Annotated in this window: 12 protein-coding genes; 8 read left to right on the top strand and 4 right to left on the bottom strand. The window is 66.9% G+C overall.

Features of this window, described 5'->3' with window-relative positions:
- Positions 1-113: 113 nt before the first annotated feature.
- On the top strand, positions 114-2,138 hold the full coding sequence (locus GGR24_RS11970; protein ID WP_183395581.1) for a TonB-dependent receptor plug domain-containing protein: 2,025 nt from the start codon (positions 114-116) through the stop codon (positions 2,136-2,138).
- A 31-nt stretch (positions 2,139-2,169) separates the two neighbouring features.
- On the opposite strand, the gene GGR24_RS11965 is transcribed toward GGR24_RS11970, so the two are convergent.
- A complete protein-coding gene (locus GGR24_RS11965; protein WP_183395580.1) occupies positions 2,170-3,099 on the bottom strand; it encodes a sensor domain-containing diguanylate cyclase in 930 nt (309 codons plus the stop codon).
- 188 nt (positions 3,100-3,287) lie between these two features.
- Here GGR24_RS11965 and GGR24_RS11960 point away from each other — a divergent pair, with 188 nt between their 5' ends.
- Entirely contained in the window at positions 3,288-4,748 is a 1,461-nt protein-coding gene (locus GGR24_RS11960) for an alginate export family protein (RefSeq protein WP_246398337.1), read from the top strand.
- Positions 4,749-4,776: 28 nt separating this feature from the next.
- A complete protein-coding gene (locus tag GGR24_RS11955; RefSeq protein WP_246398335.1) occupies positions 4,777-6,069 on the top strand; it encodes a serine hydrolase domain-containing protein in 1,293 nt (430 codons plus the stop codon).
- A 15-nt stretch (positions 6,070-6,084) separates the two neighbouring features.
- On the opposite strand, the gene GGR24_RS11950 is transcribed toward GGR24_RS11955, so the two are convergent.
- From GGR24_RS11950 to GGR24_RS11940, 3 genes are all read right to left on the bottom strand, one after another.
- Positions 6,085-6,468 (bottom strand): DUF4260 domain-containing protein, encoded by a 384-nt coding sequence (locus GGR24_RS11950; RefSeq protein ID WP_183395578.1) that lies wholly within the window; start codon positions 6,466-6,468, stop codon positions 6,085-6,087.
- Between the two features lie 668 nt (positions 6,469-7,136).
- The gene (locus GGR24_RS11945) at positions 7,137-8,060 is read right to left on the bottom strand and encodes a Kiwa anti-phage protein KwaB-like domain-containing protein (RefSeq protein WP_183395577.1); all 924 of its coding nucleotides are present in this window, start codon (positions 8,058-8,060) and stop codon (positions 7,137-7,139) included.
- Between the two features lie 10 nt (positions 8,061-8,070).
- Positions 8,071-8,670: a hypothetical protein gene (locus GGR24_RS11940; RefSeq protein WP_183395576.1), complete on the bottom strand. Its 600-nt coding sequence runs from the start codon at positions 8,668-8,670 to the stop codon at positions 8,071-8,073.
- A 1,971-nt stretch (positions 8,671-10,641) separates the two neighbouring features.
- On the opposite strand from GGR24_RS11940, the gene ettA reads away from it, so the two are divergent.
- From ettA to metF, 5 genes are read left to right on the top strand one after another with little or no spacing between them, the layout of a single operon-like run.
- Positions 10,642-12,294 carry an energy-dependent translational throttle protein EttA gene (gene ettA, locus GGR24_RS11935; RefSeq protein WP_183395575.1) on the top strand — a complete coding sequence of 551 codons (1,653 nt, stop codon included), beginning with the start codon at positions 10,642-10,644 and terminating at the stop codon, positions 12,292-12,294.
- 7 nt (positions 12,295-12,301) lie between these two features.
- Complete coding sequence (gene tam, locus GGR24_RS11930; protein ID WP_183395574.1) at positions 12,302-13,075, top strand: trans-aconitate 2-methyltransferase; 774 nt, start codon at positions 12,302-12,304, stop codon at positions 13,073-13,075.
- Between the two features lie 9 nt (positions 13,076-13,084).
- Entirely contained in the window at positions 13,085-13,672 is a 588-nt protein-coding gene (locus GGR24_RS11925; protein ID WP_343066247.1) for an MOSC domain-containing protein, read from the top strand.
- A 57-nt stretch (positions 13,673-13,729) separates the two neighbouring features.
- Positions 13,730-14,752, top strand: coding sequence for a metalloregulator ArsR/SmtB family transcription factor (locus tag GGR24_RS11920; protein ID WP_183395572.1), 1,023 nt, complete (start codon positions 13,730-13,732; stop codon positions 14,750-14,752).
- Complete coding sequence (gene metF / locus GGR24_RS11915; RefSeq protein ID WP_183395571.1) at positions 14,752-15,669, top strand: methylenetetrahydrofolate reductase [NAD(P)H]; 918 nt, start codon at positions 14,752-14,754, stop codon at positions 15,667-15,669. Before GGR24_RS11920 ends, metF begins: the two co-directional genes overlap by 1 nt.
- Positions 15,670-15,707: the final 38 nt, after the last annotated feature.

The following is a 15,707-nucleotide window of genomic DNA, read 5'->3' as shown; positions in this document are numbered from 1 at the left end:
GAACGCATCGGGCGGGGTGCACCGATGGTGGGCGAACCGCGGGCGCATGAGAGGCGTCTGCGGTGAGACCTCCGGTTCGCGGTGACGTGCCACCCGTCCCGCCCGGGGTCTTGATGTCCAGCCTTCCCTGCCGTTCACGATGCGCGGCTCTCGCAGCGTCCCTGGCCCTTTCCGCAGCGCAGATCTCCTCCGCGGCCGCGCAGGCCGAGGCTTCCGACGGCGCAGCCGAGCTCGAGGAGATTTCCGTCACCGCGAACCGGATCGAAGGCCCGCAGGCCGCGATCGGCAGCGCGGTCTCGTCGATCTCCCGCAAGGAGCTCGAGCAACAGCAGATCCGCGTCGTCTCCGACGCTCTGCGCGAGCTGCCGGGCGTGGCGGTCAACCGGACCGGGCCGATCGGCGCCGCGACGGCGGTCCGCATTCGGGGCGCCGAAGCCAACCAGACGCTCGTCCTCATCGACGGGATCCGGATGAACGACCCGGGCGCCGGCGCGGAGTTCGACTTCGCCAACCTGCTCAACCTCGAGGTCGAGCGCATCGACGTGTTGCGCGGCCCCCAGAGCGCGCTCTACGGCTCGGACGCGATCGGCGGCGTCGTCAACATCGTGACCCGCAGGGGCGAGCCCGGCCCGACGCGGCTGCGCGCCAGCATCGAGGGCGGCTCCTTCGGCACGGCGACCGGCACGGCCTCGGTTTCTGGCGGGACGCAGGCCTACGACTACCTGATCGCCGGCCAGGGCTTCCGAACGCGCGGGATCTCCAGCGCGCGGCGCTTCGACGCCTATGCGCCGACCGGCTCGCTCGACCGCGACGGCTACCGGAGCGGCACCGGGCTCGCCAAGGTCTCGGTGCGGCCGACCGATAACCTCGAATTCACGGGCGTCGCCCGCTACACCGCGTTCGACGCCGACCGGGACAACTTTGGCGCGGCTTCGGACGGATATCCTGTGGCGGCCGCGGTCGACAGCCGCGACACCGAGAAGGGCAAGCAGTTCTTCGGCCGCGCGCAGGCCAGGGCGACCCTGCTCGAGGGCGCGTGGGACCATGTGCTCGGCATGTCCTACACGCGGCAGGACCGGCGCAGCTTCGACGGGAGCGACCTCAAGACCTACGCCACGCTCGGCGAGATGACGCGGTTCGACTACCAGACCAACATCCGGTTCGACGCGGCCGGCGCGCTGCCGACGAGCCACGTCGTGACCTTCGGCGCCGACCATACGCGCGACGCGGTGAAGAGCTACACCGCCTTCCCGTTCCCGGCCGACGCGCCGAACCCGCTGCGCAAGCACCTCGACACGTCGGGGCTCGTCGGCCAGTACCAGATCGGCTTCCTCGAACGGTTCTTCGTCACCGGCAGCATCCGGCAGGACTTCAACGACCGGTTCGACGAGGCGACCACCTACCGGGTCGCGAGCGCCTACACGTTCGATCACACGAGGACCAAGCTGCGCGCCTCGTGGGGCACCGGCGTAAAGAACCCGACCGCCTTCGAGCTGTTCGGCTACTCCGGCGACTACGTCCCGAACGAGGGCCTCAAGCCCGAGCGCGGCGAAGGCTGGGACATCGGCTTCGACCAGCCGCTGTGGAGCGACCGGATCGTCGTCGACGCCACCTATTTCAAGCAGCGCGTCCGCGACCTGATCTCCAGCGAGACCATCGCCGACCCGAGCGACCCGGGCGGCTTCGTCAGCCGGGCGATCAACCTCGCCGGCGCGTCCAGGATCGACGGCGTCGAACTCGGCCTGACCGTCAGGCCCATCGATGGGCTGACGCTGCGCGCCGCCTACACCTTCAACGACGGCGAGGACGCGACCGGCGCGACGCTGGTGCACCGGCCGCGCCATGTCGGGAGCCTCAACGCCAACTACGCCTTCCTCGACGGCCGGGCGAACGTGAACCTGGGCGTCGTCTACAACGGCCGTCAGCGGGAGTTCATCTACGACGCGGTCACCTACGCCCGCACCACCGCGCCCCTGAAGGCCTACACGCTGGTCAACATGGCGGCGTCCTACAAGGTGACCGACAACGCCGAGCTCTACGGGCGGATCGAGAACCTGCTCGACAGGCGCTACGAGGAGGCGCGCACCTACGCCTCGACCGGCCGCGCCGCCTATGGCGGGGTGAAGGTCTCGTTCTGAGGCAGACCCGGCGTCCGCGCCGGGCGTCCCGTCAGGGCGCGCCGAAGGGCGTCGGAGCGCCCCGCGCCGCAGCGAGGCGCCGGTCCCTCTTCGCCTCGTACATGCGCGCGTCGGCGACCCGGAAGAGCTGGATCAGCGACGACGCGTCGTGCGGGTGGACCGCATAGCCGGCGCTGAAGGCGACCTGCACCGTCGCCTCGCCCAGCAGGAACGGCTCCTCGAGCGCGTCGTACAGGCGCTTGATCATGCGGTCCGCGTCCTGCGTGGACATCGCCGGCAACAGCAGCACGGCGAACTCGTCGCCCCCCAGTCGTCCGACCACGTCGCTCTCCCGGAAATGCCGCGAGAGGCGTCGGGCGAACTCCTTCAGCACGTCGTCGCCAACGGAATGGCCGAAATTGTCGTTGATCTGCTTGAAGCCGTCGAGGTCGAGCACCAGCAGGCCGAAGGTGTCGTGCACGGCCGCGCTCAGCGCGTCCTCGATGGAGCGCCGGTTCTTGAGGCCCGTAAGCGGATCGCGCTCGGCCAGCGTGAGCAGCGTCCGCTCCCGCTTCTTGCGCTCGGTGATGTCGACGAACACGGCCAGGCACATGCCGGCTTCCGGGATGAGGGAGACGCTGAAGGCAGCATGGAACTGCGCGCCGTCCTGGCGGCGGCACAGCAGCTCCTCCTCCGGAATGTCGACGCGTCTTTCGTGCGGCGAGGAGATGTCCTTGATCGCCTGCGCGAGATGGCGCTCGGCCGCGCCCGGGTCCGCGAAGGTCCTCGAAACCACGTCGAAGACGTCCCTGCAGTCCGCCAGCGCCAGCCCGAACATCCGCGTGAAGGCGCGGTTGACGAACTCGACGCGGCCGTCCCCGAGCCGGCACCAGGAGACCGCGACCGGCAGGACGTCCAGCGCGAGCCGCATGCGGTCGTCGGCGCTCGTGGAACCAGGGATCGCGCCGCGGATTTCAGACATTATGCACTCGCTGGCAGATGGACGAACACCGACCTTCTCCAGTTAGGCGCCGTTTCTCGAAACCAAGAGCCCACGGTCACGATTGCACGTGATCCGTCCGCCATTGGCGGGAAAGCGCGGGACCGACCTGCGCGACGCACGCCGTGGTTGCGCGCCCGCCGCGCCGCGGTCAGTGTGATGGGCTTGGCATGCGACGGGAGGGCGCCATCCACGCATATCGCCCAGCCTGCGCACTGCTGCTGGCGTTCGCGACGGCCAACGCCGCCGAGGTCGCAAACGCGCAGCAGCCGGACCAGACGCTGCTCTACGACGAAAACGGCTTGAAGCTGCGCTGGCATCTTCAGCTGGGACTGAACGCCGTGAGCGAGCGCAACCTGTACTGGAACCTCGCGGCGACGACCTCGCCTCAGTCTGATTTCGATCCGGTCTCCCACTGGCTCGAGGGCTATGTCGAACCGGGCCTGAGTTTCGAATGGACTCCCTTCGGCCGGTCGACCTTCTACGGAAAGCTGTCCTCCGTCGGCTCCTACACGGCCGGGACGGACGCTTTCGACTGGAGCGACACGGGGCGGATCACCCTCGAGGAGGCGTATCTCGGGTACCGGGTCGGGTCCGCCGAGGCGACGGGGCTCGACCTGTCTCTGGGTTCGCGCGAGCTGAAGCTCGGCAGCGGCATGCTGATCGCGAACGGCGGCTCGAGCGGCTTCGAGAGAGGCGCTCTGAAGTTCGGGCCGAGGAAGGCCTGGAAGCGCGCCGCGTTCGCGCATGTCTACGAGGACGGGTTCACGGCGACGCCCTTCTTCCTCCAGCCAAACGAGCTGCCCTCGAACGACGGCCACAACAAGCTCGCTGGCGGGGATCTCCGATATGACGCCGCCGCCGGCGGGTTCCTCGGCCTCTCCTACATCAACGTGCTCCACTCGGACTCGCCCTATGTGAAGGCGCCTCGCGGCGGCGTCGGGCCGCCGACCCTCCTGCCCCGCGGACGCGACGGAACCAACGCGCTCAATCTCTACGCCAGGACGAACCCGTTCAGCGGCGCCTTCCGGAACTGGTTCCTGACCGGAGACTTCGCCTATGAGTGGAACAGGAGGGTCGACCTGGAAGCCTGGGGCGGGCGCGTTCAGGTCGGCTACGCCTTCAGCGGCCTGCCCTGGCCCACCGTCCTGACCTACTCGTTCCAGACCTTCTCCGGAGACGATCCCAAGACGTCGCGCCTCGAACGCTTCGATCCGCTGTATTACGAGGGCTCGCCCGGCGCGTGGGCCACGGGATCGAAGTCGTCGCTCGTCTTCATCAACTCGAACATCCGCGCGCATGAGGTGTCGCTGCGCGTGCAGCCCACCGAGCGCGACACGGTCACGCTGCGCTATGCGCGCATCCTGGCCAACGAACTCGGCAGCCCAATCCAGTTCGGACAGGCGACCCGCCTATTGAACTTCGGGGGCGCAGCCTACTTGATCTCGGGGGTGACGGAGCACCACCTCTCGGACGACGTGTTCCTCGAATACGGACGCACGATCAATCCGAACACGTTTCTGACAGCCGGCGTCAGCATGTCCGTCCCGGGCAAAGGCATCCGGGGCGTCGCCGACGGGAGAACGCCCAATTGGGTCGGAGGCTTCGTCAATGCCGTCGTCAACTTTTAGGGCGGCGACCCTCGCCGCGAGCCTCGTCATGACGCTCGGATCATCCAACGGCGCGGTCGCCGACGCGGCCCCGCTGTCCGCTCAGGAGTCCGACCCCCGCGTGATGGGGTGGATGGAGGGTTTTCCGCCGCCGAAGGACAAGATCATCACGCAGCCGGACTCGGTCTATTTCTCGTTTCCGAAGCTGCGCTGGTCGGTCTGCCACCTGCGCGAGTTTCTTCCGACGGAGGAGATCAGCCGCGGCCTCGGCGCGCCGGTCCCGCTGGCCTATCCGCCTCCTTACGAATTCGGCGACCTGCGGGACGCCATCGACGCCCTGACCTTCACGCCGCTCGGCGCCCACGCGCCGATGAGCTGGGAGCAGTCGCTCTACGCCAACTACACCGACGGCGTTCTCATCCTTCACAAGGGCCGCGTGATCTACGAGCGCTACTTCGGCTGCCTGCAGCCGGACGGCAAGCACGCCGCGATGTCGATGACCAAGTCGCTGACCGGGCTTCTGGCCGAGATCCTGGTGGTCGAGGGCAAGCTCGACGACGCCGCGCCGGTCTCCGCCATCGTCCCCGAGGTCAGGGACAGCGCCTTCGGCTCCGCGACGGTGCGGCAGGTGATGGATATGACCACGGGCCTGCGCTACTCGGAGGATTACGCCGACCCCAACGCCGACATCTGGACCTATTCGGCCGCCGCCAGCCCGCTCCCGAAGCCCGCGGGCTATGCCGGCCCCGACGGCTACTGGGAGTATCTCCAGCAGGTGAAGCCGGAGGGCCGGCACGGCGACGCCTTCCACTACCGCACCGTCAACTCCGACATGCTCGGCTGGATCATCTCCCGCGTCTCGGGCAAGTCGGTGACCGCGCTCGCCTCGGAGCGGCTGTGGCGGCCGATGGGCGCCGAGCAGGACGCCTATATGACCGTCGACGGCAAGGGCACGCCCTACGCCGGAGGCGGCCTCTCGGCGGGCCTGCGCGATCTCGGCCGCCTCGGCCTCCTCATGCTGAACGAAGGCGTGATCGACGGAAAGCGGCTGTTTCCGGCCGAGGTCGTGAAGAAGATCCGCGCCGGAGGCGATCCGGCGAAGTTCGGCGAAAGCTATCCGGCGCTGGTCGGCGGACGCTACTCCAGCATGTGGTGGCTCTATCCCGGCGACGAGGGCGTCATCGCCGCCCGCGGCGTCCACGGCCAGACGATCTATGTGGACCCCTCCGCCGAGATGGTCCTGGTGCGCTTCGCCTCCTTCCCGAAGGCGCAGAACCCGCTGATCGACCCCACCTCGCTCCCGGCCTTCCGCGCCGTCTCGCAATACCTGAAGTCGCGGTGAGGGACGCCCTCCCGCTTACAACCTCCCCCCGAGGGGTCCGAGGTGAGTGTCACCGAAGCCGCTGACATATTTCAGACCGTAGCCCAAGGCTCGATCGAACCCGATATGGGCCAGCCAGATCAGCGCCAGGCCCAGCGTCATGCGGTCGTCCAGAAGGGCCGAACCGCTCAGGAGCACGAGCGGCGCTGTCGTGCTGTGGGCCGCGTTGTAGAGCGCGGCGCCGACCTTCGGGCCTGCCAGGTATCCCAGCATGCTGAGGTCCGGAACGAGAACCAGAGCCGCCAGCAGCCACCACGGCTGCCCGGACCACCAGTAGCCCACGAGCGCGAACAGCAGCAGCGCCGCGCCTTCCAACCTGAGAAGCGAGCGCGGCGCGCCCTGCACATAGCCCTCTGTCATGCTCCGATACTCCAGAGATTGGGGCGCTCACTGCGTCAGCGCGGTTCGGCGCGCCGTCATCAGACCGACCGTAGCGCGAACAATCCGTGGCCGTTCAGTTTCGAGCGACCCGCCACAGCGGCGGATGAACGGCTGGACGCCCCACGCGAGACCGCGTCGCTTTCGGCCCAGGCCACGGCTGGCGACGCGATCATGGCGCGTGTCAGCGGCCTGGGCCAGTCCGCACGCGCGCGATCGGGAAGGTCGGGATCGCCCGGCGAGACGGGAGCCGGGCTCATGAGAGGCGACGGCCTTTTCAGTGTGGCGACTCTCTATCCCGGCGTTCCGCGCCGGCTCGCGATATCTCAAGACGCGCTGAGGGTTAGTACGGGCGGAGTGGGCCGCGCTGCGCTTTCGCGGCTCTCGAGGACGGAAGCGAGGCGTCAGACGGTCAGTACCGTGTATACACTACCGGATGATGTTTGAATTCCAATCCACTTCGAACCGCCTCTTCGGATCATCTAGTGCCGGCCGCCGGAGCCGATTGGCGCCGCTAAGACCTAGCGTCGTAGAGGCTTCTGAAAGTACCCCTACACCGGGCCGCACTCGTAGCCACGAAGGAATTTGGAAGTTCGCACCTTCGATATCATGAGGGCAACGGTGCCCGCGCTTAACCCTGTAACGCGCAGTCAGACCGTGACCGACGAGGTGTCGGGGACGTCGTACTTCCTTCTGGAGAAATCCGAGCCTAGCCTGTGGTCCAGCAAAGCTTGGAAGATGTCCCTGCAGGTCTCCTCTGACGGAACAATCTTACCCGAGCCGTCGAACACAATGTTCAATCCATTTTCTTTGTAAAGACGCCGCAGATTATCCATAAACACCCGGTCTTTGTAGTGGCCCTTCTGACGAATCGCTGAAATCCGTCTCAGCTGGATCTTGTTGTCGCCGACGAACTTGACGATCTCCTCAAGATCGACGAACGCACCCTTGAACGCATCCTCCGCCTGCATCTCAACGAAGTCGTCCTGATGACCGGCCTTGTAGGCCAGCACTGACTCGAAATTCTGCTTAGCCGCGATGAAAATCGCTTCGTCATAGACGAAGAAATCAACGGCCTTCGAAATATTGAAGCTCGGCGTTCTATCAAGGACCAACTCGTGATTCTGCAATACTACTGAGACTATGTCGCGCCGCTTCCTGGTCTTCCAACTCTGATCGGCCTTCCGGATGGCGTAGAGAACCGTCTCGTCCTTGACGAAGCGAAAGGCGTAGAACTCAATGTTTTCGAGGTCGGCGGAGTTGCGGACACGCTTGTTTTCCTGCTGCGCCGCGGCCTTGTCCTTGAGCAGGCCCGCATGCGTCTCGGCGGTGGAAATCGTTAGGACGCTGGTCTCGTGGTTCTGGGCCAGATGGGAATATTCGATGACCTCCTCGATCCGTGCGATCGAGGTGGCCGTAACCCGCTTTATCTCCGTGGTCAGGTCATCGCCGATTTCGGCCCAACGGCCGGTGTAGATCGGTGCCGCGCCTTTGGGGACCCTCTTCTTGAACACCCAAAGCGACAGGCTGGCGCCATCGATGTCGAACGCCTTCAGCTTCGCCAGATCTGGCATGTCTCGAGCCTCACTCCACCGCCCGAATGATCAGCAGATCTTCGACCTGCATGCTGAGCCACGAGCCTTCAGCGACGTTACCCGCCTTGGCAAGTGCCAAGCTCGAAAAACGCTGCTCATCCCCAGCAAAAGAGTAGGTTACTTCGTAGAGCCGCCAATCAAATACGATCAGGAGGGGGTTCACAAATATCCGCCCAGCCTTGTATGTGATAACAAACAGCCAGACCATGAAAATCGTGAAACCAAGAATTCTAGGAATATCGTCAAAGGTGACAGTCATAAACGTGACCAAATACGGAAATACGTAGCTTATCATATCATTCGGCTTGTAGACTGCTTCACGGATGACGATAGATGTCTTGGCCTTCGTTCTGCATTTGGAAAGAAAACCGGCCGTCAGCGCGAAGCAGATCGCCGAAACGGCGACGAATCCAAGGGCGACGACCGGATGCTTCAGCGGCGCGAGGCAACTGGGCAGAAACCCACCCTGCTCAACGCAGCACAGGAAATTCCTACTGGTAAGATCGACGTCCTGCACAAGGAGGATTAGGCCGAGCGGCAGGTACGAGCCGATGAAGACAACGATGGCAGCCCAGAGCCTGACCGGCATGCGCCCACTGCTTCTCAATCCGGTGAAACGCCTCGCGCTTCCGTCGTGGTGCTCACTTTGTCTCAAACGCTGGCCCGTTTCAATGTTCCTTATTTGTTCAAGGGCGCTCGTGGACGAAGCTCGAAGCTCAATTCCCTCACGGGACGAGAGGCGACGTCAGCCGGACTGCGCGCAGCGATGCGATCAGATGGCGTCAAGCTGGCGAAAACGCCGTTGCCGACGGACTGGACCAGCAATTCACTTGCCATTCGCTGTCCGAGATGGCGGCGGTTGCGAGGACACCGGGCTCGCCGAGACAGATTCTCTTCCCGTCTCCCTCGTCAGGCGGAGTCGGACGGAAGTGACGCCGACGCTTACTTGACCAGCGCCGAGGGACAGTTAGGCGCGTGCGGAAACTGGTCTCGTCAATGACAGCTTTGGATCAGAAACGGACGCGCCCTTTCACTGCCGTTCTTATAAGAGCAAATTCCTTGCCATCCCTCCCCTTCGTGCTCCACTCCCTTCGTCCTTCCCCGGGCGGGGAGGCGTGTCCGGACCGGCCGGCCATGCGACGCTAGCCACCGGCTTGAGCCGGTCTCCATCTGACAATTCGTGATAATGTACGGCCTTGCGAAGCGCTTGGGACCTCAAGCAATTTGGCCATGCCGAGGCTTGCGGCGATCAGCAGGGCAGGTGTGCGCGCAGTTGATAGCCATACAAATTCAAAGGGTGTATGGACCTCCTGTCGCAGTGCGGAGAGATCTTCGAGGCGCCCGGGCGAAGGCGGCGGCGCCACCGTCGGGTTCAGGGATCCAGATCCGCTGATTGCGACCTGAGAGCACGTCGCGTAAACGACGCTTCCGAAGCTAAAAAGCGCCGACCCCGTCACTTATAAAGCGTTGAACAATACAATGGAATTCTCGAGCGCGTGGGATTGGTTCCCGATAGTGTTCTTTCCCCTCAAACTCATTGTGCTCGCAACCGGGATGTTCTTCGCTATCAAATGGCATCACGATCAAGCCAAGAATAAATAGCCTGGCCTCCCCCCTCGAGCGAAGCCTCAACCGGCGCCGGCGATCCCGCCGTGGATGGCGGGCGTCATTCCGGCCGTCCTGCCTTAAGCGCCCGTGCCGAACCTCCGATTAGGGTCAGAAACGGACCCGGTCCTTAGCTGGCGTCGCGTCTAAGAATAAATTCCTTGACATCCCTCCCCTTCCATGCTCCACTCCCCTCGTCCTTCCCCGTGCGGGGAGGCGTGTCCGGACCGGCCGGCCATGCGGGGGAGGAGCGGCGCCTGCGGCGGGGAGCACCGGAGCTTTCCGTCCCGGGACGTCGGCTGCGGGCCTCGGCAGGCCAGGCGTCCGCGCCTGGGCTTTCGGGGCGATGACCGCCCGCCCCGCACTAGGACGGGGCCGCGCCGTCGAGCGCCTTAAGGCGCGGGATGGGTTTTGGGCGAGGCGGCGGCCCGCAAGGGACGCCGCGGAGCCCAAAACCCGCAAAGGGACCGACCCCGCAAGGGAGAACGGGCCGCCCGCGACCGGAGCGCGGTTCCGCATCCGTCGCCAAATCGCCGCCGCGCGGGACGCCGGGCGACCGGTTCGCCGCTGAACTACGGCATGACAGGTGGCCCGGCGTTCCGCGCCTTCCCTGCGCTGTTTGATTTCTGGGTGATGATCCAACCGCCTCGCGCGGCGCCTCCGCGCGCGCTGGCGAACCGGGGGCCCGAAGCGGAGACCGTCATGCCCGGCCGCGAGGCCCGGCGTCCACGACTTCGCTTCCACGGCGGCGCCCGCTCCCAAGTCGTGGGCGCCCGGGAAGGCGCGGGCATGACGGCTTGTTGTTCGCGCCCCCTGCCCTGCGCCGCCCGGGCGGCGCCCGCCGCCCTTGCCGCTCGCGGGCCGGGCGCGCTACAAGGCGCGCGACCCTTCCGACATCCGGCCGCGGCGCCCACCGGCGCTTGCGCGAGCACTTCCAGGCGAGCTCTTCCAGCCCATGGCCCAGCGCGAATTCATCTACCACATGGCCGGCGTCTCCAAGGCCTTCGGGCCCAAGAAGACGCTCGACAACATCCACCTCAGCTTCTACCCGGACGCCAAGATCGGCATCCTGGGCGTGAACGGCGCCGGCAAGTCGACCCTGCTCAAGATCATGGCGGGGATCGACAAGGAGTACACCGGCGAGGCCTGGGCCGCGAAGGGCGCCAAGATCGGTTATCTGGCGCAGGAGCCGCAGCTCGACCCGAACAAGACGGTGCGGGAGAACGTCATGGACGGCGTCGCGGAGAAGACCGCGATCCTCGAGCGCTACAACGAGCTCGCCATGAACTACTCCGACGAGACCGCCGACGAGATGACGGAGCTGCAGGACCGCATCGAGGCGCTCGGCCTGTGGGACCTCGACTCCAAGGTCGACCTCGCCATGGAGGCGCTCGGCTGCCCGCCGGACGACTGGAACGTCGAGAAGCTGTCGGGCGGCGAGAAGCGCCGCGTGGCGCTCTGCAAGCTGCTGCTGTCGGAGCCCGACCTGCTGCTGCTCGACGAGCCCACCAACCATCTCGACGCCGAGACGGTGAACTGGCTCGAAAACCACCTGCGGAACTACAAGGGCGCGATCCTGATCGTCACCCACGACCGCTACTTCCTCGACAACGTCACCGGCTGGATCCTCGAGATCGACCGCGGCCGCGGCATTCCCTACGAGGGCAACTACTCCTCGTGGCTTGTGCAGAAGCAGAAGCGGATGGAGCAGGAAGGCCGCGTCGAGGAGGCCCTGCAGCGCACCCTCAAGCGCGAGCAGGAGTGGATGGGCAACAGCCCGAAGGCGCGCCAGGCCAAGAACAAGGCCCGCATCCAGCGCTATGACGAGCTCGTCGCCAAGGCCTCCGAGGCCGGCCCGACCACCGCGCAGATCGTCATCCCGATCGCCGAGCGGCTCGGCAACACGGTGGTCGAGTTCGAGCACCTGTCGAAGGGTTTCGGCGACAAGCTGCTGATCGACGACCTGTCGTTCCGGCTGCCGCCCGGCGGCATCGTCGGCGTCATCGGCCCGAACGGCGCCGGCAAGACGACGCTGTTCCGCATGATCACCGGCCAGGACAAGCCCGACAGCGGCACGATCAAGATCGGCGAGACGGTGCATCTCGGCTATGTCGACCAGAGCCGCGACTCCCTCGACCCCAGCAAGAACGTCTGGGAGGAGATCTCCGGCGGCACCGACGTGATCCATCTCGGCAAGCGCGAGGTTAACTCCCGCGCCTATGTGGGGGCCTTCAACTTCAAGGGCGCGGCCCAGCAGAAGAAGGTCGGCGACCTCTCGGGCGGCGAGCGCAACCGCGTGCATCTCGCCAAGATGCTGAAGTCGGGCGCCAACGTCCTGCTGCTCGACGAGCCGACCAACGATCTCGACATCGACACGCTGCGGGCGCTCGAGGAGGCGCTCGAGGACTATGCGGGCTGCGCCGTGATCATCAGCCATGACCGCATGTTCCTCGACCGCATCGCCACCCACATGCTGGCCTTCGAGGGCGACAGCCATGTCGAGTGGTTCGAGGGCAACTTCCAGGATTACGAGGAAGACAAGAAGCGCCGCCTCGGCCCGGACGCGGTCGAACCCAAGCGTCTTAAGTACCGCCAGTTCGCCCGGTGAACCGGTGATGGAGGACTGGTCGGCATCGACCTACCTCCGCTTCGAAAACGAGCGCACGCGCCCGGCCGCCGATCTGCTGGCGCGCGTGCCGGTCGAGCGCCCCGGGCTCGTGGTTGATCTCGGCTGCGGTCCGGGCAACTCGACCGAACTGCTCGCGGCCCGGTTTCCCGAGGCCGAGATCGTCGGGATCGACTCCTCCCCCGACATGCTGGCGGCCGCGGCGGAGCGCCTGCCGGCCGCGCGCTTCGTCGAGGCCGACGTCGCGGACTGGACGCCGGAGGCGCCGCCGGACCTGATCTTCGCCAACGCCGTGCTGCAGTGGCTGCCGGATCATGAGACGCTGTTCCCGCGGCTCATCCGCAGCCTCGCGCCCGGCGGCGCGCTCGCGATCCAGATGCCGGACAATCTGTCGGAGCCGTCGCACGTCGCCATGGCGGAGGCCGCGCGCGATCCCGCCTGGGCGGCGCGCATCGCCAACGCCGGCGGGGCCCGGACCCGGATCCTTTCGGCCGAGGGCTATCACGACCTGCTGGCGCCCGACGCCGCCGCCGTCGACGTCTGGCGGACGACCTATGTGCACCCGCTCGACGGCGCCGAGGCGATCGCGGACTGGTGCCGGGCGACGGGGCTGCGGCCTTATCTCGATCCGCTCGACGGGGAGGAGCGCGAGCGCTTCCTGAAGATATACACGGAGCGCCTGCGGGCGTTCTATCCGGAGCGGGCGAACGGCAAGGTGCTGCTGCGCTTCCCGCGCGTCTTCATCGTCGCGATCCGGCGCTAGGCTTTCGTGGTGGAACAGGGCCCGCTCGCCATCACGCCGGCGCGCACGCTGCGGGCGGAGCTCGTCGCTGTGCTGGCGGGCGCCGACCGCGACAGCTTCGAGACCGCGCCGGTCGATGCGCTGGATCTGCGGCTCGAGGGCCTGCCGGGCGACCGCCACGCCGGCTTCACCCGGCGGGCCAGCGGCCGCGAGCCGTGGTATCCGCGCGGGGAGGAGATCCGGTCCGGCCGTCAGATCTCGATCGTGTCGGCCGAGGAGCTCGAGGAGATCGGGCGCGCGATGGGCGTGGGGCCGATCGAGGCGGGCTGGATCGGCGCCAATCTGCTGCTCTGCGGCCTCCCGCGCCTGTCGTTCCTGCCGGCCGGGACCCGCCTGTTCTTCGCCGGCGGCGCCGCCCTCGTCGTGGAGGCGCAGAACGTCCCCTGCCGGCATGCGGGCCGCGCGGTAAGCCGCCGGACGGAGCGGCCCGGCGACGAACTGACGTTTCCAAAGGCGGCGCGCAGGCTGAGGGGCCTCGTGGCGTCGGTCGAGCGCGCGGGCCATGTCGTCCCCGGCTCGGAGGTGCGCGTGCGGCTGCCGGAGCAGTGGATCTATTAGAGCTCCCGGCGCCGATCTCCGTTGCGCCTCCGTGTCAAACCATATAAAGACATCTTTATGTCTTTTTCCGCCCCCAGATCGGACCCTCTGAGCCTGGACGCCGCGCTCGCCGCGCTGCGCGCCGCCGGGGAGCCGACGCGGCTGCGCATCCTGGCGCTGCTCGCCGAGGGCGAGCTCACGGTTTCCGATCTGACCGACATCCTCGGCCAGAGCCAGCCGCGCATCTCGCGCCACCTGAAGCTCCTGGTGGACGCCGGACTGGTGGAGCGCCACCGGGAAGGCGCCTGGGCGTTCTTCGGCCTGGCCGAACCGCCTCATGGCGGCTCCGCGCTGCGCGCCGCGCTGTCGATCCTGGACGCCTCCGATCCCGCCCTGGTGCGGGACCGTCAGCGTCTCGCAGAGGTCCGCACGGCGCGCAACGAAGCCGCCGCCCGGTACTTCAGCGCCAACGCGACGCGCTGGAACGAGGTTCGCAGCCTTCAGGTCGCGGAGGCCGCCGTCGAGCGCGCGATTCTGGAGGCGATCGGCGAAGGCCGCATCGAGACGGCGCTCGATCTCGGCACCGGCACCGGCCGCATGCTCGAGCTCCTCAGCCCGCGCGTCGGCCGGGCGGTCGGGATCGACTCGAACCGCGAGATGCTCGCGCTCGCGCGGGCCAATCTGCTGCGCGCCGGCGTCTCGAACGCCCAGGTCCGACAGGGCGACCTGTTCGCCCTGCCGGTCCCGGCCAATTCCTTCGACCTCGTCGTCGTGCACCAGGTGCTGCACTTTCTTGATGACGGCGCGCGCGCCATTCGGGAGGCGGCGCGCACGCTCCGCCCCGGCGGTCGCCTGCTGATCGTGGATTTTGCGCCGCACGGCATTGAGGCCTTGCGCGAGACCCACGCGCATCGCCGGCTTGGCTTCGCGCCCGAGACGATCGCAGCGTGGCTGTCGAGCGCGGGGCTTGATCTCGTAAGTCAGCGCAGCCTGCCTCCTCCCGATCAGGCTTCTGACAAGCTCACGGTGTCGCTCTGGCTGGCGCGCGATCCACGCGTCGTCTCCGACGCCTTCCCTCCCTCGAGCCTGGAGGTCGCCTGATGCCGAACAAGCGCCTGTCCCGCTCCGGCCGCCGGCCGATCCGCGTCTCCTTCGAGTTCTTCCCCCCGAAGACGCCGGAGATGGAAGATTCGCTCTGGCGGGCGGTGCAGCGCCTCGCGCCGCTGCAGCCGAACTTCATGTCCGTGACCTATGGCGCCGGCGGCTCGACCCGCGAGCGGACCCACGCCACGGTGGCGCGGATGGTCAAGGAGACCGACATCCCGCCTGCGGCGCATCTCACCTGTGTCTCGGCGACGCGCGAGGAGGTGGACGCCGTCGTCGACAGCTATCGTGAGGCTGGCGTCCGCCACATCGTGGCCCTGCGCGGAGATCCCGCCGGCGGCGTCGGCGCCAAGTTCGAGCCGCATCCGGGCGGCTATGGCTCGACCGCGGAGCTTGTCTCGGGCATCCGCTCGCGCGCGCCGGAGATCGAGCTTTCCGTCTCCGCCTATCCGGAAAGGCATCCGGAGAGCCCCAGCGAGGAGGCCGACTTCGATGTGCTGAAGGCCAAGGTCGACGCCGGCGCGAACCGGGCGATCACCCAGTTCTTCTTCGATAACGCGCATTATCTGCGCTATGTCGACAAGGCGCGGGCGCGCGGCATCCACATCCCGATCGTGCCCGGCATCGTGCCGGTCTCGAACTTCAGGCAGACCGCCAGTTTCGCCACGAGGGCGGGCGCGAGCATCCCGGACTGGTTCGCGGCGCGCTTCGAAGGCCTTGAAGACGATGCGCCCACTCGCCAGCTCATCGCCGCCTCGGTCGCGGCCGAACAGGTGCTCGACCTCGTCGATCATGGGGTCACGGACTTCCATTTCTACACGATGAACAAGGCTGACCTGGTCTACGCGATCTGCCACCTGCTGGGCCTGAGGCCCGCGCGGGAAGCCACTGCGAAGCCTGCCGCCGCAGCCTGAAGCGCCGCGCGACACAGCCTGAACTTCCCTCGAAAGGA

Origin of the sequence: Hansschlegelia beijingensis (assembly GCF_014196425.1) — a bacterium.
In the GTDB taxonomy this organism is placed as follows: domain Bacteria; phylum Pseudomonadota; class Alphaproteobacteria; order Rhizobiales; family Methylopilaceae; genus Methylopila; species Methylopila beijingensis.
The sequence above is the reverse complement of the archived record's forward strand: the minus strand, read 5'-3'. Positions and strand labels throughout refer to the sequence as shown.

What these genes read in the sequence shown, in the direction of transcription:
- GGR24_RS11970 (WP_183395581.1), top strand. Translation starts at nt 114, where the DNA reads ATGTCCAGCCTTCCCTGCCGTTCACGATGCGCGGCTCTCGCAGCGTCC.
- GGR24_RS11965 (WP_183395580.1), bottom strand. Translation starts at nt 3,099, where the DNA reads ATGTCTGAAATCCGCGGCGCGATCCCTGGTTCCACGAGCGCCGACGAC.
- GGR24_RS11960 (WP_246398337.1), top strand. Translation starts at nt 3,288, where the DNA reads ATGCGACGGGAGGGCGCCATCCACGCATATCGCCCAGCCTGCGCACTG.
- GGR24_RS11955 (WP_246398335.1), top strand. Translation starts at nt 4,777, where the DNA reads ATGACGCTCGGATCATCCAACGGCGCGGTCGCCGACGCGGCCCCGCTG.
- GGR24_RS11950 (WP_183395578.1), bottom strand. Translation starts at nt 6,468, where the DNA reads ATGACAGAGGGCTATGTGCAGGGCGCGCCGCGCTCGCTTCTCAGGTTG.
- GGR24_RS11945 (WP_183395577.1), bottom strand. Translation starts at nt 8,060, where the DNA reads ATGCCAGATCTGGCGAAGCTGAAGGCGTTCGACATCGATGGCGCCAGC.
- GGR24_RS11940 (WP_183395576.1), bottom strand. Translation starts at nt 8,670, where the DNA reads ATGCCGGTCAGGCTCTGGGCTGCCATCGTTGTCTTCATCGGCTCGTAC.
- ettA (WP_183395575.1), top strand. Translation starts at nt 10,642, where the DNA reads ATGGCCCAGCGCGAATTCATCTACCACATGGCCGGCGTCTCCAAGGCC.
- tam (WP_183395574.1), top strand. Translation starts at nt 12,302, where the DNA reads ATGGAGGACTGGTCGGCATCGACCTACCTCCGCTTCGAAAACGAGCGC.
- GGR24_RS11920 (WP_183395572.1), top strand. Translation starts at nt 13,730, where the DNA reads ATGTCTTTTTCCGCCCCCAGATCGGACCCTCTGAGCCTGGACGCCGCG.
- metF (WP_183395571.1), top strand. Translation starts at nt 14,752, where the DNA reads ATGCCGAACAAGCGCCTGTCCCGCTCCGGCCGCCGGCCGATCCGCGTC.